This window comes from Aeromonas sp. FDAARGOS 1415 (assembly GCF_019048365.1).
Taxonomy (GTDB): Bacteria; Pseudomonadota; Gammaproteobacteria; order Enterobacterales; family Aeromonadaceae; genus Aeromonas; species Aeromonas taiwanensis.
Map to the genome: position 1 here is coordinate 3,074,048 of NZ_CP077363.1, position 26,761 is coordinate 3,100,808.

Annotated in this window: 20 protein-coding genes; 8 read left to right on the plus strand and 12 right to left on the minus strand. The window is 65.2% G+C overall.

Annotation, left to right across the window (positions count from 1 at the left end):
* Positions 1 to 51 precede the first annotated feature (51 nt).
* The 5 genes from I6L45_RS14590 to I6L45_RS14610 are packed head-to-tail and all read left to right on the plus strand — an operon-like array spanning position 52 to position 7,420.
* On the plus strand, positions 52 to 1,749 hold the full coding sequence (locus I6L45_RS14590) for an L-lactate permease (RefSeq protein ID WP_216982444.1): 1,698 nt from the start codon (positions 52 to 54) through the stop codon (positions 1,747 to 1,749).
* A 12-nt stretch (positions 1,750 to 1,761) separates the two neighbouring features.
* On the plus strand, positions 1,762 to 2,553 hold the full coding sequence (locus tag I6L45_RS14595; RefSeq protein WP_216984220.1) for a (Fe-S)-binding protein: 792 nt from the start codon (positions 1,762 to 1,764) through the stop codon (positions 2,551 to 2,553).
* Positions 2,546 to 3,982: a LutB/LldF family L-lactate oxidation iron-sulfur protein gene (locus I6L45_RS14600; protein ID WP_216982445.1), complete on the plus strand. Its 1,437-nt coding sequence runs from the start codon at positions 2,546 to 2,548 to the stop codon at positions 3,980 to 3,982. The genes I6L45_RS14595 and I6L45_RS14600 overlap by 8 nt, the downstream gene beginning before the upstream one ends.
* A 1-nt stretch (position 3,983) precedes the next feature.
* Positions 3,984 to 4,628, plus strand: a complete 645-nt coding sequence (locus I6L45_RS14605; RefSeq protein WP_216982446.1) for an LUD domain-containing protein — start codon at positions 3,984 to 3,986, stop codon at positions 4,626 to 4,628.
* Positions 4,628 to 7,420 carry an FAD-binding and (Fe-S)-binding domain-containing protein gene (locus I6L45_RS14610; protein ID WP_216982447.1) on the plus strand — a complete coding sequence of 931 codons (2,793 nt, stop codon included), beginning with the start codon at positions 4,628 to 4,630 and terminating at the stop codon, positions 7,418 to 7,420. Before I6L45_RS14605 ends, I6L45_RS14610 begins: the two co-directional genes overlap by 1 nt.
* Before the next feature lie 128 nt (positions 7,421 to 7,548).
* Here the strand turns inward: I6L45_RS14610 and I6L45_RS14615 are convergent, their stop codons facing one another.
* From I6L45_RS14615 to I6L45_RS14630, 4 genes are all read right to left on the minus strand, one after another.
* On the minus strand, positions 7,549 to 8,250 hold the full coding sequence (locus tag I6L45_RS14615; RefSeq protein WP_216982448.1) for a cold shock domain-containing protein: 702 nt from the start codon (positions 8,248 to 8,250) through the stop codon (positions 7,549 to 7,551).
* 573 nt (positions 8,251 to 8,823) lie between these two features.
* Complete coding sequence (locus I6L45_RS14620; RefSeq protein WP_216982449.1) at positions 8,824 to 9,891, minus strand: lipocalin-like domain-containing protein; 1,068 nt, start codon at positions 9,889 to 9,891, stop codon at positions 8,824 to 8,826.
* The gene (locus I6L45_RS14625; protein WP_216982450.1) at positions 9,888 to 12,344 is read right to left on the minus strand and encodes an FtsX-like permease family protein; all 2,457 of its coding nucleotides are present in this window, start codon (positions 12,342 to 12,344) and stop codon (positions 9,888 to 9,890) included. The genes I6L45_RS14620 and I6L45_RS14625 overlap by 4 nt, the downstream gene beginning before the upstream one ends.
* 21 nt (positions 12,345 to 12,365) lie before the next feature.
* Positions 12,366 to 13,046 carry an ABC transporter ATP-binding protein gene (locus I6L45_RS14630; RefSeq protein WP_216982451.1) on the minus strand — a complete coding sequence of 227 codons (681 nt, stop codon included), beginning with the start codon at positions 13,044 to 13,046 and terminating at the stop codon, positions 12,366 to 12,368.
* A gap of 152 nt (positions 13,047 to 13,198) precedes the next feature.
* Here I6L45_RS14630 and I6L45_RS14635 point away from each other — a divergent pair, with 152 nt between their 5' ends.
* From I6L45_RS14635 to I6L45_RS14645, 3 genes are all read left to right on the plus strand, one after another.
* Positions 13,199 to 13,669 (plus strand): DUF4357 domain-containing protein, encoded by a 471-nt coding sequence (locus I6L45_RS14635; protein WP_216982452.1) that lies wholly within the window; start codon positions 13,199 to 13,201, stop codon positions 13,667 to 13,669.
* Between the two features lie 135 nt (positions 13,670 to 13,804).
* Positions 13,805 to 15,232 carry a sodium:proton antiporter NhaD gene (nhaD, locus tag I6L45_RS14640; protein WP_216982453.1) on the plus strand — a complete coding sequence of 476 codons (1,428 nt, stop codon included), beginning with the start codon at positions 13,805 to 13,807 and terminating at the stop codon, positions 15,230 to 15,232.
* A 27-nt stretch (positions 15,233 to 15,259) separates the two neighbouring features.
* A complete protein-coding gene (locus I6L45_RS14645) occupies positions 15,260 to 15,826 on the plus strand; it encodes a pyridoxamine 5'-phosphate oxidase family protein (RefSeq protein ID WP_216982454.1) in 567 nt (188 codons plus the stop codon).
* A 73-nt stretch (positions 15,827 to 15,899) separates the two neighbouring features.
* Here I6L45_RS14645 and I6L45_RS14650 read toward each other — a convergent pair whose 3' ends face one another.
* The 8 genes from I6L45_RS14650 to I6L45_RS14685 form a co-directional block, all read right to left on the minus strand.
* Positions 15,900 to 17,096: a Bcr/CflA family multidrug efflux MFS transporter gene (locus tag I6L45_RS14650; protein WP_216982455.1), complete on the minus strand. Its 1,197-nt coding sequence runs from the start codon at positions 17,094 to 17,096 to the stop codon at positions 15,900 to 15,902.
* 50 nt (positions 17,097 to 17,146) lie between these two features.
* Positions 17,147 to 18,823 (minus strand): hypothetical protein, encoded by a 1,677-nt coding sequence (locus tag I6L45_RS14655; RefSeq protein WP_254204330.1) that lies wholly within the window; start codon positions 18,821 to 18,823, stop codon positions 17,147 to 17,149.
* Positions 18,824 to 18,900: 77 nt separating this feature from the next.
* Entirely contained in the window at positions 18,901 to 20,148 is a 1,248-nt protein-coding gene (locus tag I6L45_RS14660) for a hypothetical protein (protein ID WP_216984221.1), read from the minus strand.
* A gap of 179 nt (positions 20,149 to 20,327) precedes the next feature.
* Positions 20,328 to 20,903, minus strand: coding sequence for a hypothetical protein (locus tag I6L45_RS14665; RefSeq protein ID WP_216982456.1), 576 nt, complete (start codon positions 20,901 to 20,903; stop codon positions 20,328 to 20,330).
* Between the two features lie 48 nt (positions 20,904 to 20,951).
* A complete protein-coding gene (locus I6L45_RS14670; protein WP_216982457.1) occupies positions 20,952 to 22,373 on the minus strand; it encodes an FAD-dependent oxidoreductase in 1,422 nt (473 codons plus the stop codon).
* A 57-nt stretch (positions 22,374 to 22,430) separates the two neighbouring features.
* Positions 22,431 to 23,267, minus strand: coding sequence for an FTR1 family protein (locus I6L45_RS14675; RefSeq protein ID WP_216982458.1), 837 nt, complete (start codon positions 23,265 to 23,267; stop codon positions 22,431 to 22,433).
* A complete protein-coding gene (locus tag I6L45_RS14680) occupies positions 23,267 to 26,236 on the minus strand; it encodes a YncE family protein (protein WP_216982459.1) in 2,970 nt (989 codons plus the stop codon). The genes I6L45_RS14675 and I6L45_RS14680 overlap by 1 nt, the downstream gene beginning before the upstream one ends.
* Positions 26,237 to 26,240: 4 nt before the next feature.
* Positions 26,241 to 26,690: a hypothetical protein gene (locus I6L45_RS14685; protein ID WP_216982460.1), complete on the minus strand. Its 450-nt coding sequence runs from the start codon at positions 26,688 to 26,690 to the stop codon at positions 26,241 to 26,243.
* Positions 26,691 to 26,761 lie beyond the last annotated feature (71 nt).

Genomic DNA, 26,761 nt, shown 5'->3' on the forward strand with positions numbered 1-26,761 from the left:
AAACAACAACAAGGTGCGCCCGTCGCACGACCTCTGGACAAGGATGCAATGATGACAGACACCCTGTTGGCCCTGGTGGCCTTCTCGCCGATCGTGGTGGCCGCCGTGCTGCTGGTCGGCTTCAACTGGCCCGCCAAGCGCGCCATGCCCATCGCCTTTATCCTGACCGTATTCATCGCCCTGTGGGGCTGGCAGATGAGCCCGACCCGGGTGCTCGCCTCCAGCTTGCAGGGGCTCATCATCACGGTGACCGTGCTCTGGATCGTGTTCGGCGCCATCCTGATGCTCAATACCCTGAAACACACAGGCGCCATCACCGCCATTCGCGGCGGTTTCACCAACATCTCGCCGGACCGGCGCATCCAGGCCATCATCATCGCCTGGTGCTTCGGCGCCTTTATCGAAGGAGCCTCGGGGTTTGGCACACCGGCCGCCATCGCCGCCCCCCTGCTGGTGGCCATCGGCTTCCCGGCGCTCGCCGCCGTGCTGCTCGGCATGATGATCCAGTCCACTCCGGTCTCTTTCGGTGCGGTGGGCACTCCCATCCTGGTGGGGATCAACAAGGGGCTGGATAACCAGGCTATCGGCCACACCCTGAGCGCCGGTGGCAGCAGTTGGGACATCTACCTGCAACAGGTGACCACCAACGTGGCCCTCATTCACGCCACCGTCGGCACCCTGATGCCGGTGCTGATGGTGATGATGCTGACCCGCTTCTTTGGCCGCAACCGCAGCTGGACCGAGGGGCTCTCCATCCTGCCGTTCGCGATTTTCGCGGGGCTCGCCTTCACCGTGCCTTACGCCCTCACCGGCATGCTGCTCGGCCCCGAGTTCCCGTCCCTTATCGGCGGCCTGGTGGGGCTGGCCCTGGTGGTGACGGCGGCGCGCCATGGTTTTCTGGTGCCCAAGAACACCTGGGATTTCGCCCCCGAGAAAGAGTGGCCTGCCGAGTGGTTAGGCTCCTTGAAGCTCGATCTCAAAGAGGCCGCCGGCCGCCCCATGTCGCTCATGCTGGCCTGGCTCCCCTATGTGGCGCTGGCGCTCTTGCTGGTGGCGAGCCGGGTGAGCCCGGAGTTCAAGGCAAGCCTGTTGTCGGTGAGCCTCGCCTTCACGGATCTCCTGGGTGAGAAGGGGGTCAGCGCGTCGATTGAGCCGCTCTACCTGCCGGGGGGCCTGCTGGTGCTCTGCGCCCTGCTCGCCACCCTCATTCAGGCCCGCGCCCTGGCCCCCCTCGGCCGCGCCGTGAGCGAGTCGAGCCGCACCCTGATCGGCGCCGGCTTCGTGCTGATTTTCACCGTGCCCATGGTGCGCATCTTCATCAACTCCGGCGTCAACGGGGCGGATCTCGCCAGCATGCCGGTGACCACGGCCAACTTTGCCGCCGGGCTCGTCGGGGAGTTCTTCCCGGCCCTGAGCGCCACTATAGGCGCGCTGGGGGCCTTTATCGCCGGCTCCAACACGGTGTCGAACATGATGTTCAGCCAGTTCCAGTTCGAGGTGGCGCAGACCCTGGGGGTCTCCACCGCCGCCATGCTGGCGCTGCAGGCCGTTGGCGCGGCGGCTGGCAACATGATTGCCATCCACAACGTGGTGGCGGCCTCGGCCACCGTGGGCCTCCTGGGCCGCGAGGGGGCGACGCTGCGCAAGACCGCGCTGCCGACCCTCTACTACCTGCTGGCCACCGGCCTTATCGGGTTGGCGCTCATGTACAGCTTCCACGTCTCGGACGCACTGCTGCAGTTGAAGTAAGGAGAGCAAGTGATGAAGGTAATGCGGGTCTATCCGGCCAAGCCGGCCGATGTCTATCTCTACGCCACCTGTCTGGTGGACCTGTTCGACCCGGTGGCGGGGCTCGATGCCATCGCCCTGATCGAGCGGGAGGGGATAAGGGTGCACTTTGTCGAGAAGCAGACCTGCTGCGGCCAGCCGGCCTACACCTCGGGTCACGTGGAGGAGGCGCGCAAGGTGGCTAAAAGCCAGATGGCGCTCTTCCCCGAGCCCTGGCCCGTAGTGGTGCTGTCGGGCTCCTGTGGCGGCATGATGCACCATCACTATGCCCGCCTCTTCCCGAAGAGCCCCGAGGTGGCAGCGTTTTGCGAGCGGGTGTTCGAGCTCACCGAGTTTCTGGCCCGGGTCTGCCGGGTGCGCTGGCGCGCCGTGGGGGAGGCGAGCATCGTCATGCACACCTCCTGCTCGGCCCGGCGCGAGATGCAGGTGCACACCACGGCCCGCAGCCTGCTGGGGCAGCTCGAGGGCGTCACCTTGCACGAGCAGGCCTACGAGAGCGAGTGCTGCGGCTTTGGCGGCACCTTCTCGGTGCGCCATCCCCACATCAGCCAGGCCATGGTGGAGGACAAGACTCGCCACCTGCTGGCCACCGGCGCGGACACCCTGGTGAGCGCCGACTGGGGGTGCCTCCTAAACATCAAGGGATCCCTGGCCTATCAGGGCAAGACACTCCCCGCCACCCATCTGGCCAGCTTCCTGCTCGCCCATAGCGAGCCGGTGGCTCAGGGCTTACAAGCGCAAAAACAGGGGGCTAATCATGAGTGATCACGCCAAGTATTCGCCGCGCCGCTTCCACCCCCAGGCCGAGGCGGCCCTGGCCGACCCCGTGCTGCGCCAGAACTTTCGCGGCGCCATGGATTACCTGCGAGGCAAGCGGCGGGACGCCTTCGCCGATCCGCAGGAAGAAGCGGCGGTGCGCGATGCGGCGGAGCAGATCCGTCAGCGCTGTCTCTCGCGCCTGCCGGAACTCCTGGAGCAGCTCGAAGCCAACTGCGAGCGCAACGGCATCCGGGTGCACTGGGCCCAGACGCCGGCCGAGGCCAACACCATCATCCTCGGCATCGCCCAGCAGCACGGGGTAAGTTCCATCGTCAAGGGCAAGTCCATGGTGAGCGAGGAGGTGGGCTTCAACCACGAGATGGCGCGTCACGGCATCCGCTGCCTTGAGAGCGACATGGGGGAGTTTATCGTCCAGCTCGATGGCGACACCCCGTCCCACATCATCATGCCCGCCATCCACAAGAACAAGCAGGAGGTGAGCGACACCTTCGCAAGCAACCTGGAAGGCTTCACCCCCACCACCGACGTGGACGCCCTGATCCAGACCGGACGGCGGGCCCTTCGCGAAGAGTTTCGCCGCGCCGGCATGGGGCTCTCCGGCGTCAACTTCGCGGTGGCGGAGACTGGCAGCCTCTGTCTCGTCGAGAACGAGGGCAACGGGCGCATGTGCACGACTGTGCCGAAAGTGCACGTGGCCATCACCGGCATCGAGAAGGTGGTGGAGTTCCTCTCCGACGTGCCGCCCCTTTACAGTGCCCTGACCCGCTCGGCCACCGGCCAGGCCATCACCACCTACTTCAACGTCATCAGCGGCCCGCGCCGGGCAGGGGAGCTGGACGGCCCGGACGAGGTGCACCTGGTGCTGCTCGACAACGGCCGCAGTCAGGCCTACCGGGACGAGGAGCTGCGCAAGACATTGCAGTGCATCCGCTGCGGCGCCTGCATGAATCACTGCCCGGTCTACACCCGCATCGGCGGCCACGCCTACGGCACCATCTACCCGGGCCCCATCGGCAAGATCATCTCCCCCCACCTGCTGGGGCTGGACAGCACCCAGGATCTGGTAACGGCGTCCAGCCTGTGCGGCGCCTGTGGCGAGGTGTGCCCGGTGCGCATCCCCATTCCCGACCTGTTGCAGCGCCTGCGCCGGGAGGCCAAACACGACGCACAGCCCGGCCACGAACCGCTGGCGGGGCAGGGGGCGGCCAAGAGCCGGCTCGAATCCCTCGCCATGCAGGGCTTTGCCTTCGCCGCCACCCACCCGCGTCTCTATCACGCCGCGACCGGTGTGGCCGGTCGCCTGCGGGGCTTGATGCCTAAACACCTTGGCCCCTGGACCCAGTGCCGCGAGGCCCCCAAACCCGCCCCCCAGAGCCTGCACGCCCTGCTGCGCCAGAAGAAGAAGGAGTCCTGAGATGTCGAGCAAAGAGGCTATCTTGAACCGCCTGCGCGGCGCCGCCACCCCCATTGCCCAGGCACCGCACTCCTGGCAGCCCTGGCGCGGGGAGGATGAGCAGGCGCGGCGCGAGCGCTTTCTTGGCATGATCACCGCCAGCCACGCCGAGATCCTCACCGTCAAGGAGGCAAATCTTGCCCGGGATCTGACCGCCTGGCTGGATGGAGAAGCAATAACGCATCTGGCTTGTGGCCATGGCGGCCGTTGGCAGAAAGCGGTCGCGGCCGCCTGCGCCGGGCGCTCTGTGTTGACCCCGACGGGGGAGTTCGCCGGCTGGAAAGACGAGCTGTTCGACGTTTGTCAGGCGGGCATCACCCACTGCGCGGGCGCCATCGCCGATACCGGCACCCTGGTGTTGCTGCCCGATGGCGGCGAGCCGCGCACCTTGTCCCTTGTGCCCCCCTGCCATATCGCCCTGCTGGCGGCCTCCACCATCGCCGACAACTTGGCGGGACTGGTGGACGCCGGGCGCTGGCAGCAGGCCATGCCCACCAATCTGTTGCTGGTCTCCGGCCCCTCCAAGACCGCCGACATCCAGCAGACCCTGGCCTACGGTGCCCACGGTCCGAGCCGCCTGCTGGTAGTGCTGGTGGAGGATTGCTGATGCGTTGGAACCAGTTTGACGCCGCCGTGCTCGCGCGCATTCCGCCGGAGCGGCTGGTGAGCGACCCGGACTTGCGATTGGCCCATGGCACGGATGCCAGCTTCTACCGGCTGGTGCCCGAGCGCATCGTGCGCCTCGACTCTTTGGATGAGGTGCGCTTCGTGCTGGGGGTGTGCCGCGAATTGGGCCTGCCGTGCACCTTTCGCGCCGCCGGCACCAGCCTCTCGGGCCAGGCCCTGAGCGATTCGGTACTCATTACCCTGACCGACAGTTGGCGTGGCCACCACATTCTGGACGAGGGCGCCCGCATCGCCCTGCAACCCGGGGTGATCGGTGCCGATGCCAACCGCTATCTGGCGCCCTTGGGCCGCAAGATTGGGCCGGATCCCGCCTCCATCAACGCCTGCAAGCTGGGCGGCATCGCCGCCAACAACGCGAGCGGCATGTGTTGCGGCACCGCCCACAACAGCTATCACACATTGCACGCCATGACCCTGTTGCTGGCCGATGGCACCGTGCTGGACAGCAGCGATCCCCACAGCCGCGCCGCCTTGGCGACCAGGCGCCCGGAGCTGCTGGCCGGGCTCGCCGCCCTGCGCGCCGAGGTGCTGGCGAATGCCGAGCTTGCCGCCAAAATTCGCCACAAGTACCGGCTCAAGAACACCACCGGCTACGCCATCAATGCCCTGCTCGACCATGATGACCCTATCGATATCCTCACCCACCTGATGATCGGCTCGGAGGGGACCCTCGGCTTTATCGCCGAGGTGGTGCTCGACACCGTGCCCGAATACCCCCACAAGGCCTCGGCCCTGCTGGTGTTTCGGGACGCCGAGCAGGCCTGTCTGGCCACCTCGCGCCTGAAAAGCGCCCCGGTGGCGGCGGTGGAGCTGATGGATGGGCGCTCCCTTCGCTCGGTGGCGGGCAAGCCCGGTCTGCCGGACTTTATCAAGGCGCTGGACTTAACCGCCTGCGCCCTGCTTGTCGAGGTGCATGGGGAGTCGAAAGAGGAGCTGGTGGATCGCTGCGAGCAGGTGACGGCCATGGCTGCCGAGTTCGCCCAGGTCGCCTCTGTGCCCTTTACCAGCGACAGCGCCGGGCTCTGGGCCATTCGCAAGGGGCTTTTCCCGGCGGTGGGGGCGGTGCGCACCACCGGCACCACCGTCATCATCGAGGATGTCGCCTTTCCCATCGAGCGTCTGGCGCAAGGGGTGGCGGGGCTGCAGCAACTGTTCGACGAGTTTGAGTATCACGAGGCCATCATCTTCGGCCACGCGCTGGAGGGGAACCTGCACTTCGTCTTTACCCAGGGGTTCGACGATCCGGCGCAGGTGGCCCGCTACGGTGCCTTTATGGATGCGGTGGCGGAGCTGGTCGCAGTGCGCTTTGGCGGGTCGCTGAAGGCCGAGCACGGCACCGGCCGCAACATGGCCCCTTATGTGGAGCTCGAATGGGGGCCGGAGGGGATGGCGCTGATGCGCCGCATCAAGGCGCTGCTCGACCCGGATGGCCTGCTCAATCCCGGCGTTATCATCAACGATGACCCCAACGCCCACCTGGCCCATCTCAAGCCCATGCCGGCGAGCGATGCCATCGTCGATCCCTGCATCGAGTGCGGCTTTTGCGAGGCGGTCTGCCCCTCGCGCACCCTGTCGCTCTCGCCGCGCCAGCGCATCGTGCTCTATCGCGAACTGGCCCGCCGCAATCGTGCCGATGAGCCCTCCAACCAGCTGGCCCGGCTGTTTGACTATCAGGGCATCGACACCTGCGCCGCGACCGGGCTTTGTGCCGATCGCTGCCCGGTCGGCATCAACACCGGATCGCTCATCAAGAAGCTGCGCACTGACAAATACCGGCGCTTCGTGCCCATCGCCCGCTGGAGCGCCGATCACTTCGCCGGCGTTACCCGCACGGCCCGTGGGGCTCTCGGCCTCAAAGGGATTGCCGGCAAGCTGCTGGGAGAAAAAGCGCTGGCAGGATTGGTGAACGGGGTTCGCCATCTGAGCGGCCAGCGCACACCCGCCTGGTTGCCGACCCTGCCGGGGCCGAGCCGCTATCACTGGCCGCAAGGGGAGGGGACCCATGGCGGATCCAGCGAGCGCGCCGTGGTCTATCTGCCGTCCTGTGCCAGCCGGGTATTCGGCCAGCAGGAAGAGGCTCCGTCACTGCCGGAGGTGGTGTTATCCCTGCTCAAGAAGGCGGGTTGCCGGGTCATAGTGCCGGCGAGAGTTGAGGGGCTCTGCTGCGGCATGCCCTATGACAGCAAGGGGTTGAGTGAGGTAGCGGAAGCCAAGCGCAGTGAGCTGGCCGAGGCCCTGTGGCAGGCAAGCGAGCAGGGGCGCTGGCCCGTGCTGCTCGACACCAGCCCCTGCGTGCAGCGGCTGCTCTCGGGTGCGCTCGGCAAGGGGCTGCGGGTGTTCGAGCCCTCTGCCTTTGTGCTGGAACACCTGCTGCCCCACCTTGAGCTGACCCCCATCGATGAGACCGTCATGCTTCATATCACCTGCAGCAGTCGGCGCATGGGGCTGGGGGATACGATGCTGGCGGTGGCCCGCGCCTGTGCCCGCGAAGTGATCGTGCCAGAGCATATTCAGTGCTGCGGCTTCGCCGGCGACAAGGGGCTGATGACCCCTGAGCTCAACGCCGCCGCCCTCGCCAGCCTGCCTGCACAGGTCCCCAGGGATTGCCGTCAGGGATTCAGCAATAGCCGCACCTGCGAAATGGGGCTCAGCCAGCACGCCGGCATTCCCTATCACAGCATCCTTTATCTGGTGGATCAGGCGGCGAGATAAAGAAAGCCCCGGCAGAACAAGTTCTGACGGGGCTTTCTTTGTTGGAAAAATAGGAGCAAGAGTCTGACGTTTATTTTTAACGCCTATGACCGCTAGCTGCTTCACACCAAGTTCTCATTATGTAATGTTCAACTCAGCCAGGATGCAATAGACACTAACCCTACTGGAATAACGATCATCATTGCTAGAACACCAAGGCAGCCGCTACCCCGGCTTGATGATGAGTGGAAATCATTGCTTGTGTTTTCTCGGTTATTCAACCATGCAGCATGGCAATTTGAACAATAGAGTTTTATTGTGCCCGTATTCCAAGCACGAATGGTGCGATTGTCAAACGGAGCATTGCAGCGACAGCGAGAACAGGTAAAAAATTTGTTTGAAGGTTTTTTGGGGCGACTAAATAGAGCCAGTGATATTATTGCAAAAAATGCAATTGGAAGTGACGTTGCAAGGTCTTTTTCTTTAAAATAGTTAAAGCCAGCTAAAGTTATCAAAACTATAGCCAGGATTAAAAAAACATAATCCAGAGGTGTTTTTCTGACTGATTCAAGGATGATTTTTTTATCACTTGACCCTCCCTTAGCACGATGGCTTTGTTTGGAAGGCTGTGTGATAGGACGAAGAGTCCAACCTTCATAGTAAACTTCTGTAGCTCTCACTCGTCGCTGACTATCGGTTTCAGTCTCAAACAATACCTCGTCATTAATCTGTGGCCTTCTGTCTTTGGGGCTTACAGCAGAAATATGAAAGAATGTTTTTTCTGAACCATCTTCTGGCGTAATAAATCCAAAGCCCTTGTCATCATTCCATTGAGTAATTTTTCCTTTCATTTTCTTCCCTGGGTGTCGAATGTTGAATTGACTGTGTTAATGTTCGAGGGATTGACAAAGAAAGTGATTTTTTATTCTTGTGTCCCTAGATGCTTTCTATATAGAGAAAGGTCTCACTGTGATTTTTATATCGTATACCACATTCAATCTTGATGTTGTGGATATATGACCCCCTGCCTAACTATCAGACAAAGATGTTTACTGGTGTCCAGTCCTATTTCATTACTCATTAAATCACACGGCTACCGCACGGAATATAGCCTCCGTTGTGCTGCGGTTAACCGATTGAGGAGGTACGAACCATCGCCGCTCCCTGGCTGCCTTTAGGGCTATGAGGGTCGCATGGACAGGGTACCAAGTGCAGCAGTCTATGTTGAGCAAAACGTTTTACTTTGGGTGTGGTTTGGTGAGTATTTTTGATGGGGATCAGAAATTGGAGGGGGCAGGAAATTTGGTGCTGGCTGTTATTGGGAGGCTGTCTCAGAACCAAACCGTAGAGATGGTAACGGGGCGTAGACTTCGCCCCGCAACACAATAAAGAGACGCGGCGAGAAAATGGGGGAGGCCTTGGGCTCAATACCCCGTCATCTCCAGATAACCGACGCCCTTGGCATCTCCCGAGACGGAAACTGCCCCTTCCCAGTAGTCAAAACGCCCCGTCATGGCCTGATTGGGCTGTCGAGCCTGAATACGGAGGTTGATATCCTCGGCCTTAAGCTGCCACTCGATGGGATAGGGTTGCCCCTTGGGGCCGTGCCAGGTCTTGCCGGGGGTAAGGTGGATCTGCTCAGGGCTTAGCACCCGGCTGCTGCCGTCCCGCTCAATCAGGATGCCGTAGCGGTTCTCCGGCTCAGTGCGTCCTGCCTTGGTGCGCAGGCGAAACAGCATCAGCTCGCGGCCATCGTCAAACTGGAGGGAAAACCAGTCCCAGCCCGATTGCCACTGGGCCAATACCGAGCTGCTCCACTCGTGATCAAACCAGCCCTCACCGCTGACGTTGCGGGTCTCGCCATCCAGGGTCAGGGTGCCGCTGATGGTCAGGCGCGGGTAGGAGTAGTAGAAGGAGGCGTTGCCCGGGCTCTTCTCGCTGTAACCCGCTTTGCCCTGCAGTACCGCCGGCTTGGCGGCGCTCACCTGCAAATCAAGATCCCCCGCCTTGCTCTGCACCTTGAGGGTGGCGGGAAAAAGCGATTCCCCTTGAGAGGCCAGCACCCACTCTTTCAGCCAATACTGACCGCCGCTGGCACCGGCGAGCCCTGGCCCCTGGCGGCTGGTGCGCTCGTCCTGCTGGTGGCTGCCTTTGCTCAAGTCCGTGATGGCGAACTGGGCCAGCCAGAGCTGGGGGACAAGCCAAGGGTTATCCGATTTGATGTTTTGCTCGATACCCTGGCGAAACAGGGTCCACTGCATGCCGTAATCGCGTCCCTGCTCATCTTTCAGGTTGCCGGTGAGATACCACCACTCGGAGCGGTAGTCGGGGTGGGCACCGTGATCCACGGGCAGGCGGATGGACTGACTCGGCAGAGCCTTTCTAAAGTGATCGCTATCGCCACCCAGGATTGCGCCCAGATCGCTGGCACGGATCCCGGTGCCATACAGGGTGCAGAGCAGCGCCAGCCACCAGATATTGAATGTTTTCATACCACTCTCCTTGCGGCGTACCAGGAGGCAATCGCGCCGCATACCGGCGCCAGCAGAAGCGCCGTGACGGCGTGCAGGGGGGCGGCCTCGAAGGCCAGCCGCCAGCCGAAGGCGCGGGGGTTGACCACCTCGATCAGCACCCAGGCAAGGCCATAGCCCACCGGCAGGGCCAGCAGCGCGGTGAGCAGCCCGAGGCCTGCCCCTTGCCACACCAGCAGCCGGCGGCAGTGGCGCGGGCCTACGCCCAAGCTCTGCAGGGTCTGCAACTCGCCGCGCCGGGCCAGCCCCAGCACCATAAAGGCCGACCCGATGCCGACGAAGGCGATCCCCAGGATCAGCAACTTCAATAGCTCGGTCACCACGAAAGTCTGGTCGAACACCCTGAGGGCGGCGGCGTGGATGGCGGGGGCGGGCAGGAGGTTCACCCCCTCGCCAAGGCGGGCGCGCAGGCGATCGGCGAGGCGCTCCGGTTGGTTGCTAAAGAGGGCCAGGGATTGCACGGCCCCGCCCTCGAAGGCGTGCAGTATCTGCCCCTTGTCGCTGCCGTAATCCTGATAGACACCGGTGACGGTGAGTGCCCTTGGGCCCTGTTCGCCGGTGACTTCGAGTGTCTGCCCCACCCAGACCCCTAGGCGCACCGTCAGCGGTTCGCTCGCCAGCACCTCGTCGGGGGCGGCGGGCCAGCGCCCGGCCAGCAGCGGGTAGGCGGCTTTGAGCTCGGGAATAAAGTCCATCTGCGCCCACTCGATGGGCTGCCCCTGCCAGCGGGCGGGATGCACGGCGCGGCGGGAGGCGGCGCGCACGTCCGGCGCAGCAAGAATGGTGTTGAGAGTCTGCTCGCTCAGGGCGCCGCGGTTGCCCGCCACCCCTCTGGGGGCGCTGACATAGAGATCGGCGGCCAGACGCTGGCCGAGCCAGATCTCCACGCTCGAGCGAAAGCTCGACACCATGACCCCGATGCCGATGGCCGCCGCGATGGCCAGTTGCAGCGCCATTACCGCGATGGCGGTGCGATCCAGATGGTATTGGGTCTCGGCCACTGCCAGCCGGGCGGTGAGGGGGCCACCGGGGCGCGATCTCAGTCGCCCCAGCACGGCGCGCAGCACATCGGGCAGGGCGAGCGCCATGGCCAGCAGCCAGCCGCCGGCGACGAAGAGGGCGCCGGTGAGACCGGTTTCTGGCCGCCACAGACAGAGCACGCAGAGCAGCAGGATGGCGATGGCCAAGGCTCGCCTGCGCCAGGGATGAGCCGGCGGGCGGCTGTTGCCCTCTCGCAGTTCAAGGGGGGATTGGCGCAGCAGTTGCCACCAGCCGGGCAGGTTGGCGGCGAGCGTCCCCAAAATGCCGATGACCATCGCCTTGCCAAGGCTCGCAGGGGAGAGGCGCAGCAGATCGATGGGGTTGGGGCCATAAAGGTCGGCCAGCGCCTGGGTGAGCTGCCCCATCAGAGCCAGGGCCAGGAGGCTTCCCAGCAGCAGCCCGAGCAGGGTGCCGATGCTGGCGAGGATCACAAGCTCCAGGATGAGCCAGCCAAGCACCCGACGCGGCGGCATCCCGAGGATGATGAGCTGGGCCAGCTGGGGACGGCGCACGCTCTGCACGAAGCGCTGGGCGTTGAACACCAGAAAGAGCCCCACCGCCATGGCGAGCAGGGAGAGGGCGGTGAGGTTCAGCGCCAGCGCATCCCCGAGCTGGCTGGCATCGAGCGCCGGGCTGATGGGCTCAAGCCAGAGGGGCTGATGGGGGGCATAGGATTGCAGGGCCGCCTGCAAGGCTCTTTGCAAGGTATTGGCCTCTTGCTCGCTGAGTTTGAAGACGATGCGATCGAGCCGTCCTTCCTTGCCAAGCAGGGGCTGGGCGAGGCCGATGTCGGTCACCAGCAGCCGCTCCATGGGCACGGCGCCGGGCTCGAAGGTGCCGGCCAGGGTGAGGGTCAGCGCTCGCTTGCCCCGTTGGCCATGAGGCGAGGTTTCGCTTAGGAGAAATGTGCGGGGCTGGCCCGGCTGCCAGCCCAGGCGCTTGGCCTCGGGGGCCGCGAGCCAGACGCTGTCGGCGCGGCTCAACGAGAAATCGGGTTGGCTGTCTGGCTCTGCGTCAAAGAGGCGGCGCAGGGGGCCGGGGTTGAAGAGATCCATCCCGAGTAGCTGGAAGCTGCGCCCCTGCTCGTCCTTGAGCCAGGCGTGCAGCTCTGGCATGGCGTTGAGGTCGTGCTGGCTTCGCACCAGCGTCACATAGAGCTGTTCATCCAGCCCGCCGCTCGGCGCCAGCCGATAGTTGGCCTCCCCGGCGAGCTGGCTGCGGGCGGCGACGAAGTTGGTGCGGGCGCTGTGGTTCAAGAGCTCGATGGCCACCACCAGGGTGACCCCCAGGGTGAGCCCGGTCAGGCTCATCAAGAGCAGCCAGGGGTGGGCGCGATAGAGGCGCAGCAACGCTTTTAGCGGCAGCGGCAACATCACAGCGCTCCGTGGCGGGCGTCAGTCATGGCGGCGCCCCTTGAGCTCGACCAGGCGGCCCCCTTCCAGGCGCAGCACCCTGTCCGCCAGGGCGCCATAGGCGGGGTTGTGGCTCACCAGCAGGAGGCCGGCGCCGGTGCCCCGCACCACCGCCATCATCAGGGCCATCACCTGCTCGGCGTTGTGCTCGTCGAGACTCCCGGTGGGCTCGTCCGCGAGCAGCCACCGGGGCTTGTGAATGAGGGCGCGGGCCAGGGCGACTCGCTGGCGCTGACCGCCGGAGAGCTGCTCCGGCCAGGCGTGGCGCTTGTGGACGAGATCGAGCCGTGCCAGCAGGGCGTCAATCTCTGGCTGATGGCGAGGGAGCTGGTTGATGGCGAGCGGCAGACAGAGATTTTCCTCCACCGTCAGGGTCGGCAGCAGGTTGAAGTCCTGATAGACGATGCCAAAGTGTCGGCCGCGCAGCCGGGCCCGCTCGTCCGCCGGTTGAGTGTCGAGGCGGGTCTCCCCCAGCCAGACCTCCCCCTCGTCGGGGGGCAGCAGGCCTGCGATGAGGCTCAGCAGGGTGGACTTGCCACAGCCGCTCTGCCCCAGAAGCAGGCAGGTCTCCCCCGGGGCGAGCTGGAGATCCAGCCCCGCAAACAGGGGGAGCGTCTCGCCGCCGTTGTCGAAGCATTTACTGAGATTACGCAGGCTGAGCATGGGATAACCGTTTGATGGCCAATGGCTTTCACAATGTCAGTCACTATGCCAGTTAGTGATCGCGCCTGCAAAAGGGAAGCGGATCCTTGCTGGATCCCGCTCGCCTGTGGTGGTTAGAATAGGGCCTTCCATGGGTCACAGGATGAGCAAGGATGTTACACAAGCAAGTCAGTTTTATCGTCGACAGCAAGGGCGCCAAGCAGGCTGCCGTGGTCCCCATCGATATCTACAACGAGCTGATGACCCTGCAAAAGGCGCTCTCCGACAACAAGCCCGGCGAGCGCGAGCTCTACCACTTCAACGGCAAGGGGGCCGAGGCCCACGGTTATCCGGTGGGCAAGCGCCAGAACCCGGGCTTCATGGTGCAGGCGGGCTCCACCGCCAACGGCGAGGATGCCGCCTCCCTGCGCGAGGCGGTGATCGAGCTGCGCCAGGAGCTGCTGGGCAAGGGGGTGCTCACTCCCCACGGCCCGGGCTTCCTCTTCACTGCCGATCAGCTGTTCAACAGCCCGAGCCTGGCCGCCAGCCTGGTAGCGGGCAACAACCGAAGCGGCCTGGATGCCTGGCAGAACAGCGCCGGCTACACCCTCAAGCAATCCGGGTTCGGCAAGAAGTCGCCCTGATGACGGGGCCCGTCGCCGGGCCCGGCATTCCTTTGTGTGAGCGCCCACCCCGCGCGGGCCACCACCATGGCGGGGAGGGCGTCTTCCCTCTTCGCTGCTAGCCTCAATGCCAGACGGTTCTCAAGAGAAGCACCCATGTCTGGACTCCTGCGCCTCTCCCCCCTCTCCGGGTTTGCCCTGTTCTGTGGCCCCGCGCTTGCCGACGGCGGCCCTCTGCCCCTGACGCACACCGGCGCCGGCCTCTTCGCCCTCGCCATCTTCGCCCTGGCCTATGCCCTGGTGATGGCGGAGGAGTACCTGAAGCTGCGCAAGTCCAAACCCGTGCTGGTGGCGGCCGGCATCATCTGGATCGTCATCGGCATGGTCTATGCCGGGCAGGGGGAGAGTCCACTGGCGCAGGCGGGGTTTCGCCAGACGCTGCTGGAGTACGCCGAGCTGATGCTCTTCCTGCTGGTGGCCATGACCTATGTCAATGCCATGGAGGACAGGCTGCTGTTCGACGCCCTGCGCGCCCGCCTGGTGCGAGCCAGGCTCAGCCTGCGGTCCCTGTTCTGGCTCACGGGGATCCTGGCCTTCTTCATCTCCCCCGTGGTGGACAACCTGACCACGGCGCTCTTGATGTGCTCCGTGGTGCTCAACGTGGCCAACGGCGATCGCCGCTTCATCAACCTGGCCTGCATCAACATCGTGGTGGCGGCCAATGCTGGCGGGGCCTTCAGCCCCTTTGGCGACATCACCACCCTGATGGTGTGGCAGGCGGGCAAGGTGCCCTTCGAGCAGTTTCTGTTGCTGTTCGTGCCGGCACTGCTCAACTTCCTGGTACCGGCCACCCTGATGAGTCTGATGGTGCCGCGTCACGTCCCCGAGATGTCGGGCGACGTGGTGGTGCCAAGGCGCGGGGCCTTCACCATAGTGCTGCTCTTTGTGCTCACCATCATGACCGCGGTCGCCTGCCATCATTTTCTGGCGCTGCCCCCCGTGCTCGGCATGATGATGGGGCTCGGTTACCTGCAGTTCTTCGGCTTTTACCTGCGCAAGACACAGCCCGTCACCCTGGCCCGGGAGCGGGCGCTCTATGCGCGCACCGGTGACGAGGCCCGGTTGCTGCGCCTGGGCTCCATCGTGCCGTTCGATGTGTTCAACAAGATAGCCAAGGCGGAGTGGGACACCCTGCTCTTCTTCTACGGGGTGGTGATGTGTGTCGGCGGGCTCGGCTTCATGGGCTATCTGGCGCTCGCCTCCCAGCTGCTCTACGCAGGGGATCCAACCCTGGCGAACATCACCATCGGCCTGCTCTCCTCCCTCATCGACAATATCCCCGTGATGTATGCGGTCCTGTCCATGGAGCCGCAGATGAGCACGGGGCAGTGGCTGCTGGTGACCCTGACCACCGGGGTGGGGGGCAGCCTGCTCTCCATCGGCTCCGCCGCCGGGGTGGCCCTGATGGGGCAGGCCAGGGGCATGTATACCTTTGTCGGCCACCTCAAGTGGTTGCCCGCCATACTGCTTGGCTATATGGTCGGCATAGGGGCGCATCTGTGGCTCAACAGCGCCCTGTTCTGATGTCGTGACCAGGGAGAGAAAGGGAAGATGGGACAACTGTTCGAGGCGCTCTCGCCGCGCCATGTGGCCTTCATCGAGGCGCAGAAGATCTTTTTCGTCGGCACGGCGGCCGCGGAGGGGACGGTCAATGTCTCCCCCAAGGGCGGGGACTCGCTGCGCGTCATCGATGCCCACACCCTGGCCTGGCTCAACCTGACCGGCAGCGGCAACGAGTCGGCGGCCCAGGTGCTGCAACACCCGCGCATGACGGTGATGTTCTGCGCCTTCGAGGGGGCGCCGCTGATTTTGCGGGCCTATGGCCGGGCGCGGGTGCTGCACCGGGGGGACCCGGAGTGGGCGTCGTCGCTGGCGCTGTTCCCCCCAAGCGTCGCGGCCCGCCAGATCTTCCTGCTGGATATCGAACGCGTCCAGGCTTCCTGCGGCATGTCGGTGCCCCTGTTTGAGTACCAGGGGGACAGAGCGGATCTCGCCAACTGGTCCGCGCGTCAGGGTCGGGAGGGGATTGAAGCCTACTGGCGCAAGAAGAATCAGTGGAGCCTGGATGGGCTGGAGAGCGAGATCCTGGTGCGAAGTGGACTCTCACCGGATCCCTGAGGGTCGCCACGCACACGAAAGCGAACACAAAAAAGCCCTGTCCATGGACAGGGCTTTGTCATTCATGGGGCTCTCAGGCGGCGCGCTTGCCGGTCAGCAGCCAGTAGCAGAGCGCCGAGCCCAGACCGCAGCCGGCGATGGCGACGGCCATGGGCAGGGGGGATTCAGGGGGATTGAGGTTGACCAGCACGCCCACCAGGGCGCCGATGCCGAAGCGCAGGGTGCCCGCCAGCGCCGAGGCGGTGCCCGCAGACTGGGGGAAGTGGCCCATCAGGCCGGTCATGGCGTTGGCCCCCACCAGGCTGATGTGACCGACGAACAGCACCACGGGGATGACGATGCCCCACAGGCCCCCGGTCTGGCTCCAGGCGTTGTAGATGAGCAGGGCCCCGGCCAGCGGCAGCACCGTCAGACCGTATTGCAGCATGCGCTCGGCGCCTACCCCCTTCACCAGGCGGCTGTTGACGAAGGTGACCACCATCATCAGCAGGATGTTGAGGCCGAACAACCAGCCGTAGTGCTCGGTCGGCACCTTGAAATACTCGATATAGACGTAAGGGGAGGCGCTCAGGAAGGCGAACATGCCCGAGCTCGACAGGGCCCCGCACAGCACATAGCCCATGGCGCCGCGGTGGGAGAGCACGCCCCAGTAGTTGCCAAGCACCTGGCCGAGCCGCAGGGGCTGCTTGTGCTCGGGCTTGAGGGTCTCCTTGATCTTCCACTGCATCACCACGCAGATGAGCAGGCTGATCCCCACCAGCAGCCAGAAGATCACCCGCCAGTCGGCGTGAGCGCTGATGTAGCCGCCCACCACGGGGGCGACCAGGGGCGCCAGCGTCATCACCAGGATGACGAAGGACATGGCGCGGGAGAACGCATCTTTCTCGAAAAGGTCCCGCAGCAGGGCGTTGACCACCACGGAGCCGGCCGCGCCGCCGGCGGCCTGCAGCATGCGCCAGGCCAGGAGCTCCGGCAGGGAGTCCGCCATGGCGCACCCCACAGAGGCCACGGCAAACATCACCAGCCCCGCCAGGATCACCGGCTTGCGGCCGAAGCTGTCGGCGAGCGGGCCGTAGAAGAGCTGGCCGATGGCAAAGCCCCCCAGGAAGGCGCTGATGGTGAGCTGGGCGCCGTCGATGCTGGTGGCCAGGTCCCGGGCGATGGCGGGAATGGCGGGCAGGTACATGTCCACCGCGAGCGGGGTCAGCCCCGCCAGGGCACCGAGCAGAATGAAGAGGAAACGGGGGGAGAGGGGACTGGCTTGAGGCATAGGGTTTCCGTGTCGTGGGCAAGAGGCCAAGGGAGCAGGAGATCAGTCTATCAGCTTTGGCGGGTCTGGGCAGGTTCATCCTGCCAGGGTGAAGCTCCGGTGGCGGGGCGACGAAGCAGCAGGAGCCAGGCCAGCCACCCGAGCAGCGAGAGGGCATTGCCCGCCCGCTCGGGCCAGCGTGGGGCGAGCCTCAGGGTGAGGGTGTGGCTGCCCGCCGGTACCCAGACCTGCATCAGCCCCTGGGGGGTGGCGCTCACCGTCAACTTCAGGCTCTCGTCGAGCCAGGCCTGCCAGCCGGGATAGTGGTACTGGTGCAGCACGATCCGGGTCGGGACCCGGGTGCTCACCGCCAGGGCCAGCGCCCTGGGTTGCCAGTGGGTCAGGGTCCAGCGTGCGCCGGGGGGATCGGCGCTCACCGGGGGCTGGAACTCCTCCTTCCAGGCCAGCAGGCTGGGGGCGAAGATGCCGCCGGGCACCTGCCGTGGCCGGTATTCCCGGGCACTGCGCTTGCTGTCGAACTCGAACGCCATGGCCTCCCGGGTGGGGGACTGGGTGAGGGGGGCGTGGCGCACATAGACCAGGCTGGAGAGCAGCGTCAGCAGGAGCACACCCCACCAGAGCCCCTGCCAGAGGCGTTGGGGCGGGGTGCCCAGGGCCACCACGGCGACCGTGGCGAGGGCCAGGAGGAGGTTGAGCCGCCAGGGAAACTGCACCCGCTGCAAGGGGGGCAGCAGGCTCCAGATCGGTTGGCTCGGGGGCAGCATCATCAGGAAGGCGGCGACCCCGATGGCTCCCCAGCAGAGGAGCTCGGGGTGGCGTGGCTCGCGGGCGGCGGCCCAGGCGAGCAGCAGCAGGGCCATGGTGAGCACGCTCAGCCACGCCAGATGGCCGCGAAAGCGCCAGTCGTCCCAGGCGGTGGGCAGGCGGTCGAGGAAGTTGCGCTGATAGTCGAACATGCCGCTGCGCATCATCTCCATGGAGATGGCCCCCTGATCCGCAAGGGCGGGCAGCAGCAGGGCGGCCGCCATGCAGAGCCCCAGCCCCTGGGCGCCGAGGGCCTGCCAGCAGGGGCGCAGGGTGCGACCGCGCCAGGCGAACCAGAGGGCTCGCAGGCTCACCAATCCCATCATCAGCAGCAGGCTGGGCAGGTGGGAGAAGGCGAGCAGCGCCAGGGCGAAGATCAGCAGTGGCAGCCCCGGGCGCCGACCGCGGTGGGCAAGATCCTGGCCGAGCAGGATGAGGGGGGCCCAGACGAAGGCCCAGAACTCCGCCAGGGCGAAGCGGGCGTAGAGATCCATGGCGAGGTGATAGGGCAGGGCCAGGTAGAGCAGGCTGACCGCGAGAGCCCGGCCGGGCGGGGCTAGGCTGCGCAGCCACAGATAGGCAAACCCGCCGGAGAGCACCAGGGCCAGGGTGGCGCTACCGAGCAGGGGATAGATGGCCTGCTGGGCCGGGGCGCCGGGTCCTGCAAGCAGGGCGCTGACATAGTAGGGAAGCGGGGGATAGAAGAAAAAGGTGGGGCTGCCAAAGCCACCGTTCATGGCCATCAGCCAGCGGGGGTAGAGCTCCCCCTGCCACAGCTGCTGGGCAAAGTAGTGGCCGGAGAGCAGGTGGTGGAAGAGATCGTGTCCCCGGCTGCCCCCCTGCAACCAGAGCGGCAGCACCAGCAGTGCGCTGGCCAGCGTCAGCACCAGGGGTACCCACACCCACTCCTTGTCGCCCTTCATGCCTCTTCTCCCTGTCAGCGTCCGCGCAGTGAGTGTAGCCGAGGCGGCTGGCCCCCTGGAACGCCCCATGGCGGGGGTCAGCGGGGCAGGGCGAGCCAGAGGCCGGGTTCGGCGTGAAATCGGGGGGCGAACCAGATCTGGCGGCTCGGGGCGGGCCACTCATGGGCATCGAGGGGGCGCCGACTGAGGCGGCATGCCCCCTTGGCCTGCGCGAGCCTGGCATCTCCCCCGTACCAGCCGTCGGTGACGGGCAGGGCCGTGGTTTCTCGCAGCAGCCGCACTCCCCACTGGGTCACCAGCGCCGGGCATGCCTGCTCCGCCAGCCGGGTAGCCCGGGTCATGGCGGGGGGCGCCGGCGGGGTCAGGGTCGTCAGCAGCAGCAAGAGGGCGCAGAGCAGGGCCGCCAGCTCGCCCCGGCGCGGCAATTTCCCCGCCAGCAGCACCAGGCCGAGCAGGGTGATGGGCGCCAGGTGACGGGGGTTGTCCGGATTCTGGCCAAGCAGGGTCCAGAGCAGCAGGGCAAGCCAGCCCAACGTCCAGACAGGCTGGTGCTTTTTCTCTGTGTGCCAGAGCGGGACCAGCAGCAACCCAAACGCCAGGGGCCAGAGGGGGGTGAGCTGAGAGTTGAAAGTGCGCGCCCAGCTAAGCAGCCTATCCCCGTGGGCCGCCGCCGTGTTGCCCCAGAGGGTAAAGTGGCCGCCGGTAAAGCGCCGCCCCTCGGCAAAATAGGCCCAGCCATCGGCCTGCCAGACAAACAGCAGGCAGGCTAGACCTACTAGGACAACGGGGAGCAAAAACTTGAACCGTTCCCCCTTCTGCGCCATCCCGAGCCAGAGCGGCAGCAGGGCCAGCACGAAGTAGGAGGGGCGCAGGGCCAGCATCAGGCCCAGCAGCAGACCGGCCAGCGCCGTTTTACGATGCTGCAAGGCCAGCAGCGTCCCGAGCCAGGCGGCGAGTGCCGGCCCGTCCGAGAGGCCGGAAAGCGCCAATGTCGGGGTGAGCGGCAGGGCCAGCACCAGCACCCAGACCGGCGCCAGCAGGCTTGGCCGTTGCCACTGCCTCACCGCAAGCCAGGCGGCGAGGGGTGCTATCAGCGTTGTGCCCATTAGGCTGGCCCACTGCACCGCGCGGGCCGGATCGTCTACCAGCAGGTTGATCAGGCGCGCCAGCCAGATAAAGGCGGGGTAGCCCGGGAAGTGGGGGGAGAACTCCAGCACGCTGAAGCGCACCACCCCGTGGGCGAAGTTCAGGGCATCGTCGGAATCGAGGGCCACCGGGAAGGCCAGCAGCCAGCCAAGCCAGGCCAGTTGCAGCAGGATCAGCAGGTAGGGTCCATTAGCGAAGCGTAATAGACCCTGATGACGCCCCCCTTCTCCCGCCAGGGGGGAAGGGGGCAAACCGGCGTCCGGGTGCATCTATCGGCAGGCCGTGCGTAGGGTGGGTAGCGCGCAGCGAAACCCGCCGTTTGTCAAAGCGAGGTGGCGCAGTGATTGGCTGGTGGCCATCAGAGCGGCGCCAGCACGGCCATCAGCGCGTTTTCTGCATCGCTAAAGGCGGCTGCATCGGCGGGCTTGGCGCCCACCCCGAACACTCCCGGGTTGCCGATGGCATCGAGCACCCTGGCCAGCGCCTGGTCCGCGGCCTTGCGATCCCCTTCATTGAGGGAGGGGAGGATAAGGTCCAGGAAGCGCTTGCTCTTGACCACCAGTACCTTGGCGGTCTGGTAGTCGCCGAGGTTCTGGGCCGCCCCCTCGAGGCGGCGCTCGATCTCCGCCTTGTAGGCGCGGTTGAGCAGGGCGGCGGTGGCGTCGGCATCCTTGGCCTGGATGGCGGCGGCCAGGGGCTGTTGCAGATCGACCTTGTGATGCTCCTCCAGATAGGCCAGCTCCTCGGCGATCCCCTTGAGGGTCTCGCTGGCATCCTGGCCGTCACTGGCGGCGGTCAGCAACTGCTCGCGGGCGTCGATCAGCGGCTCCTTGCCGGCCGCGGCGTAGGAGTAAGCCTGTGCTTGTCCGCTGAGGGTCAGTCCGCTGAGGGTCAACAGCAGGGTGAGGGCGAGTAAACCCGGGCGTATGGTCATCCTGTTCTCCTTACTTATGCCAAGAGGTTATGCCAATGGCGCGGCCGTTCAGGCCACGCTCTGGGTCTCGATCACGGTATTTTCGTTGCGATGGTTATAGATGGCGTGGCGTCTGTCTACCCCGTCGATCACCATGTCCGCGGCCATCAGCCCCATCTCCATGGCGGTGTCGGTGAAGATGTAGCGAAATGTCCCCTGGCGGCCGGTCATGATGAGGTTGGTGATCGGCATCAGCGCCTGGATGGCTTCATTGCGGCGGGCCTGGTAGCCGAGATCCATCAGGGGGTAGGCGTATTCGCTTCGCGCCTCGAAGGTTTCGTCACCCAGCCTGGCGGTATCGACGCCCAGGCTCGCCAGATCCTGAGTGACCCGGCCGCGCAGATCAGAGAGCGGTGCCTGCCAGGTGGCATCCCCCGGATTGCAGGGGATCTCCAGCATCACGGATGTTTGCCCCATTGGCGCCATAAAGGGGCTGCGCCGGCGCGGCTCCTGCAAGCGGGTGGCCAGGATATGGGGGTCAGAGAGGTACTGCCAGGTGTTGTCCGACAGGTTCTCTGTTTTAAGCGGCATGTTGACGAAGCGCAGCGACCGGTATTGGAGATCGCACGGCAAGCCCAGATGCCGGCAGGTGAGCGGCAGCGGGAGAGTGGAGATGACCTGATCAAATCGCTCGCTCTGCTCAAGGCCCTCCTGTTGCCAATAGACCCGTTCAACGCGGCCATCGACCTGCTCGAGGCGGGTGATGGTGGCGCCGGTCTTGAGCGCCACGCCCTCTGCCATCAGCCGCTCCCCCAGGGTGGTGAAGATCTGGCCAAAGCCGTACTTGGGGTAGCGGTACTTGCGGGCATAGGTGCGCACCGAGAGGCTGCCGTTGCGCCTTGGCAGCAGGCGACGCGCCACGTCTTTGAGATCGATCAGGCTGATGCGCTGGCCGGCCCAGTCGGCGGAGAGCTTGTCCGGGTTGATGCCCCAGAGCTTGGCGGTGTAGCCCTCGAAGAACTGGCGGTAGAGGGTGCGCCCGAAATGGCTCTGGATCCACTCGGCAAAGCTGGCTTTCGCGAAATCCTCTGGCTTTTTGGCAAAGGGCAGAAGCAGCAGATCCTTCACCGCACCGGCCATCAGGGCCAGCGGCGCCGTCTTCAGCAGGTTCGGCAGATTGAGGGGGTAGTCATAGGTGCGCCCGCCAAAGCGGATCACGCTCTTTCGCTCGGCGTGGAGCAGATCATCCCCCATCAGCTCGTCGATGAAGGCGAGCAGCTCGGGGTTCTTGGTGATGAAGCGGTGACCGCCGTAGTCGAAACGATATTCACCGTCGCGCCCCTGGAAGGTCTGGGTGGCGCACATGCCGCCCACGACCGCCTCCTGCTCGAACAGGGTGACCGCAAAACCGGCCTGGCAGAGGCGCCAGGCGGCCATCAGACCGGCGGGACCGGCCCCCAGCACCGCAATTTTCTTGTTGTTATCGGCCATCGATATCTATCCACAAACGAGAAAAGGGGCCTGCCGGCCCCATGTTGAAAAGGTGGCTCAAGCTTGGGCGACCGGCGCAGGCTTTGGGCTGTAGTTGCGATGCCAGAGGGTGACGAAGACCGCCAGATAGATCAGCCAGGTCGCCAGCTGCAGGCCGGCCGGTGAGGCATTGTAGCCGAACAGGGCCCGCAGGAAGGTGCCGAAGACGCCCTGATCGTCGAGAACATGGCTGATGTTGAACACAGGCTCGGTCCAGAGGGTGATGACGCCGGCTGCCTGCAGCATGTTGACGGCGGAGGAGAGCAGGCCGGCGGCGATGATGATGATGAGCAGGCCGGTCCAGCGGAAGAAGGGGGCCAGGGCCACCTTGCGGGTGGAGCGTAGCAGCCCCCACACCAGCACCATGGAGAGCAGCAGGCCCCCCAGCGCTCCCATCAGCCCCTCGTGCAGATCTACCCCCTGCCCGGAGTAGACCAGGGCGGAGAAGAAGAGCACCGTCTCGAACCCCTCGCGCATCACGGCGAGGAAGGCGAGCAGGGCGAGACCGAACAGGTTGCCGGTGTCGATGGCGGCGTCGATGCGCGCCGTCATGGCCCCCACCTGGGACTTGGCCTGCTTCTGCATCCAGACCGCCATGTAGCTGAGCACCAGGGTGGCGAAGATAAGGATCCCCGCCATCAAGAGGTGGTTGTAGCGCTCACTCTCGAACTGGCTCACCACCACCTGGAACAGGAAGGCCACGGCCAGGGAGGCGATGAGGCCGAGCACGACCCCCAGATAGATGAACTTGTTGTGGCGGCTCGCCCCCAGCTTGGCGAGGTAGGAGAGGCAGATGCCCACCAGCAGGAAGGCTTCCAGCCCCTCGCGCAGGGTAATGAGAAAACTTGCAAACATCAGGTTCGAGGCTCCGTGTCGGGCGTAACGGGAAGGGATTGCAGGGTGAGCTGCAATCGGTTGAGCTGCACTATGGGTGGCGCCGGCAAGCTCGGCTCGGCGGCACGCACCGCATCACTGACCCACTTGGGGTAGGTGCGGAAATTGAGTCTGATATCGGTCTTGAAGGGCCCCTGGGCATCCGCTGGCAGCGGCCAGGCTTCATCGCGCCAGCCATCGGCCGGGATGCGGGTGTCTTCCAGCAGTTTGGCGTAGCGCCAGAACTTGAGCCCCACCGGCTTGCCCTCGGCATCGCCGAACACCTTCCTGAACAGTCGCGCATCATCGGGCACGGCGCCATCCACCGGCTGGCCGCTGGCAAGCACCACGCGGCCCCTGGCGTCGGTGACGGTCAGTTCCAGCCAGAGTTCACGGAAATCCGCAACCCCGGTGGGCAGGGCGTGGCCCGCGCCAACATTGGTGACCCGCACCACCAGCGCGGGCTGGCCGCTCTGGTTTTCAATGCGGGCGGAGAGGGTGGCGCTTGAGCGCAAGAGCGCCAGGCTCTCCTGCTCGAGCGCGGGATTGCGCAGCCCCACCAGCTGGTGCTGGGCGCCGGTGAAGTTGTGGCGATAGAGCCGCTCTTTCATGGTGCCGTTTTCGGTGGACTGGCCGGCCACCGCATCTCCACCATTACCCGGAGTTGGGTTCATATGGCAGTCGATGCAGGTGCGCCGCTTGGCGGGATCCTCCGCCTTGGCGAAGCTGGAGCTCTCCCACTCGTCCCAGGTGTTGACGATGTTGGCGCCGGTGCCCGGGGCAAACTCGTTGTGGCACGACTTGCACAGGGCCGCGTCCCGGTAGAAATCCTTCTGGTAGGAGGCCTTGTGCATGGCGGGGCGGGCGTTGATCTGCCGCTCTGCCAGCCAGTGCTTGAGACTGCCCCCCGGGGCATCCTCGAACACATAGCTCTCCCTGTCTTTCAGATTCACGGTAAAGGCGCTGTTGCCGCCCGCATCTTCCACTTTGGTGATGCGATGGCAGAGCACGCAGCCGGTCCCTTCTTCCACCACGGGCTCGCCTGCTTTGTGTGCGGCAATGAGCGAGGCGCCGCCTTGCTCGAACATGTGGGAACCCTTGGGCAGATCCATCTGGCCGGTCAGCACCTGCTGGGGCATGTGACACCCCTGGCACCATTGACCGAAGGCTTCGCCCTCTGTTTCGCGCGCAAGCGCCTGCACCACCTTGTAGTAGGGGTGGGAGTTGCCCATCAGCCGGTGGTTGCTCTCGCTCCAGTCTGCAAACGCCTGTTGGTGGCAGTTCTGGCAGGAGGCGGAGTTGAGCCACTCTTTCGGGTGGGTGGTGGGCGCCTTGGCAGGATCCGTGCGCGGGGCGTCGAGGCGCAGCCAGTTGGCGAGATAGGGGAGGTTGCCATCACTGGTCACGAAGGCGTGCAGCTCCTCCATCATCGCCTTCACCTCGGGCTGGGGCCTCGCGGGGTCGACCGGCTCGGCGCCATCGCGCCCGTCGTGGCCCATGCCCCCCTGGGTCTGCTGGGTCATGCGCAGGTATTCGCCGATAAAGTCCCCCGCCACCATGTTGGCGAGGTTGGCGTGGCCGTTGATGGCGTTGTCGCCGCTCTTCTGGCGATGGGCCGCCATCAGATGGCGGTTGGTGAAGTTGAACCCGTCCAGGTGGCAGGAGTTGCAGCTCATCCAGTTGTCCCCGGCCATGGGGAAGCGGCTATTGGCCGCGGTGTTGCCGAGATTGAACAGCCGTTCGCCGCGCCTGAGGGGCTCGGGTCGGGGATCGGCTGCCACCAGCCTGGCGAAGTGGGGCAGATCCACGGTGACCCGGGCGAAGGGGCTGCTGCCGCCTGTGCTGAGGCGGGTGAGATCCTGCCCCATGGCGTTGTGCACCAGGATGTGCTCGCCGTCGACAAGCAAGTCGCGCGGATTCTGTCCCGGCAGGTGGCGCAGGAGCTGGGTCGCCTTGGCGCCCCCCTGGAATTTCTTGCGTCTGTGGCGGTTGCTGTTGGATTTGCCGCTGCGGGAGAGGTCGAACACCAGCAGATCTTCGGAGCCCGCCAGGGTCAGGTAGACCCGCTTGCCGTCGGCAGCGAAGCGCGCCGCGAACGGATTGGAGACGATCTGGCTGCGGTTGCCGACGTTCGGCAAATTGATCTGCAAGAAGAGCTGTTTTCTTTCATCGACCCGTTCTTTCTCCTCATCCAGATCGATGATGGAGACCGCGGGGAAGACGGTGCTCTGAAACTGGAAGGGGTGGTCGAAGCTCCAGAGCACATGGGGCAGCCAGGCTTCACGACCATCGGGGGAGAGGGCGATGCCATCCAGCAGGCGCGGCAAACCTTGAGAGTCGCTCGGGGTGTCGCTGTGGGTCTCGGCCAGGGTGATCAGGCGCGGTGTGGGCAGGACGGCTTGCTTGGCGCCGCCCTCCAGCTTGGCGAGATCGTAGATGGCGAGCTGGCCGGTCATGGCGTGGGTGAGCAGCAGGCGATCGTTGTCGGTCAAGGCCAGCCCGCGGGGTGTCTCGGCGGTTTCTGCATCCAGCAGCAGCTTGCCCGCGGTGTCATAGGCCTGAAGGCGCCCCCCCTCGAACAGCGTGACCCAGAACCACTGCCGCCTGGGATCGAAGATGACGCCGTAGGGTCTGTGCCCGGTAGGGATCGCCTTCTTGAGGTCAAGATCTTCGTCCAGCAGCAGCAGGCGATCGCCGCTGTAGTCGGTCACCAGCAGGGTGCCACCTTCGGCGCGGGCGAGCTGGCGTAGATCGCCCCCGAAGCTGGCCTCCTTGAGGCGCTTGCCGGTGTCTCGCTCCAGCAGAGTGACGGAGCCCGCGCCCAGGTTGGCCACCAGCAGGCGAGGGGCCTGCCCCTCGTCATAGGCAATCATGGCCGAGCCCATCTCCCGGGCCGAGGCGGTCCCCACCAAGAGGACGGCGAACATCAGGGAGAACAGCAGCTTCAACATAAGATCAGGTGCGCCATTTCAAAATGGTCCAGCGCCAGGCGTGGCGCAGCACCAGGGGAGTGAGGGCGAGGGCGCTCAGCCAGTGGGCCCAGCTGGCGAGGTTGCCGAGGCTGTCGCCCGGGGTGCCGTGCAGCACCAGCAGCAGGCCGCTGGCGAGGCACACCAGCAGCAGGCCTTCGATGATGCGCCCCGTGGTGCGCAGGAAAGGCTTGCGGCTCTTGCGCAGCAGGCTGCGATGGGAGAGCCAGAAGACACCGAACAGCAGGGGAAACAGGGAGAGCGAGAGCACCAGGTGGAGAAACAGGTTCCAGCGCGCCAGGGACCAGGTCGGGGTCAGGGGCTCCCACAGCAGCAGGCCGGAGAAAAACATCAGGTAGAGTGCGCCCTCGGCGGCCTGATGGTGATAGGCCAGCCAGTGCCAGACATGTCGCGGTGAGAGGGAGAGGCTTGTCATGGGTGCTCCAGCACCCGGGCAGTTCCGCCCGGGGCGAGCAAGTTTACAATGGGGAAAGGGTAATGAAAAGA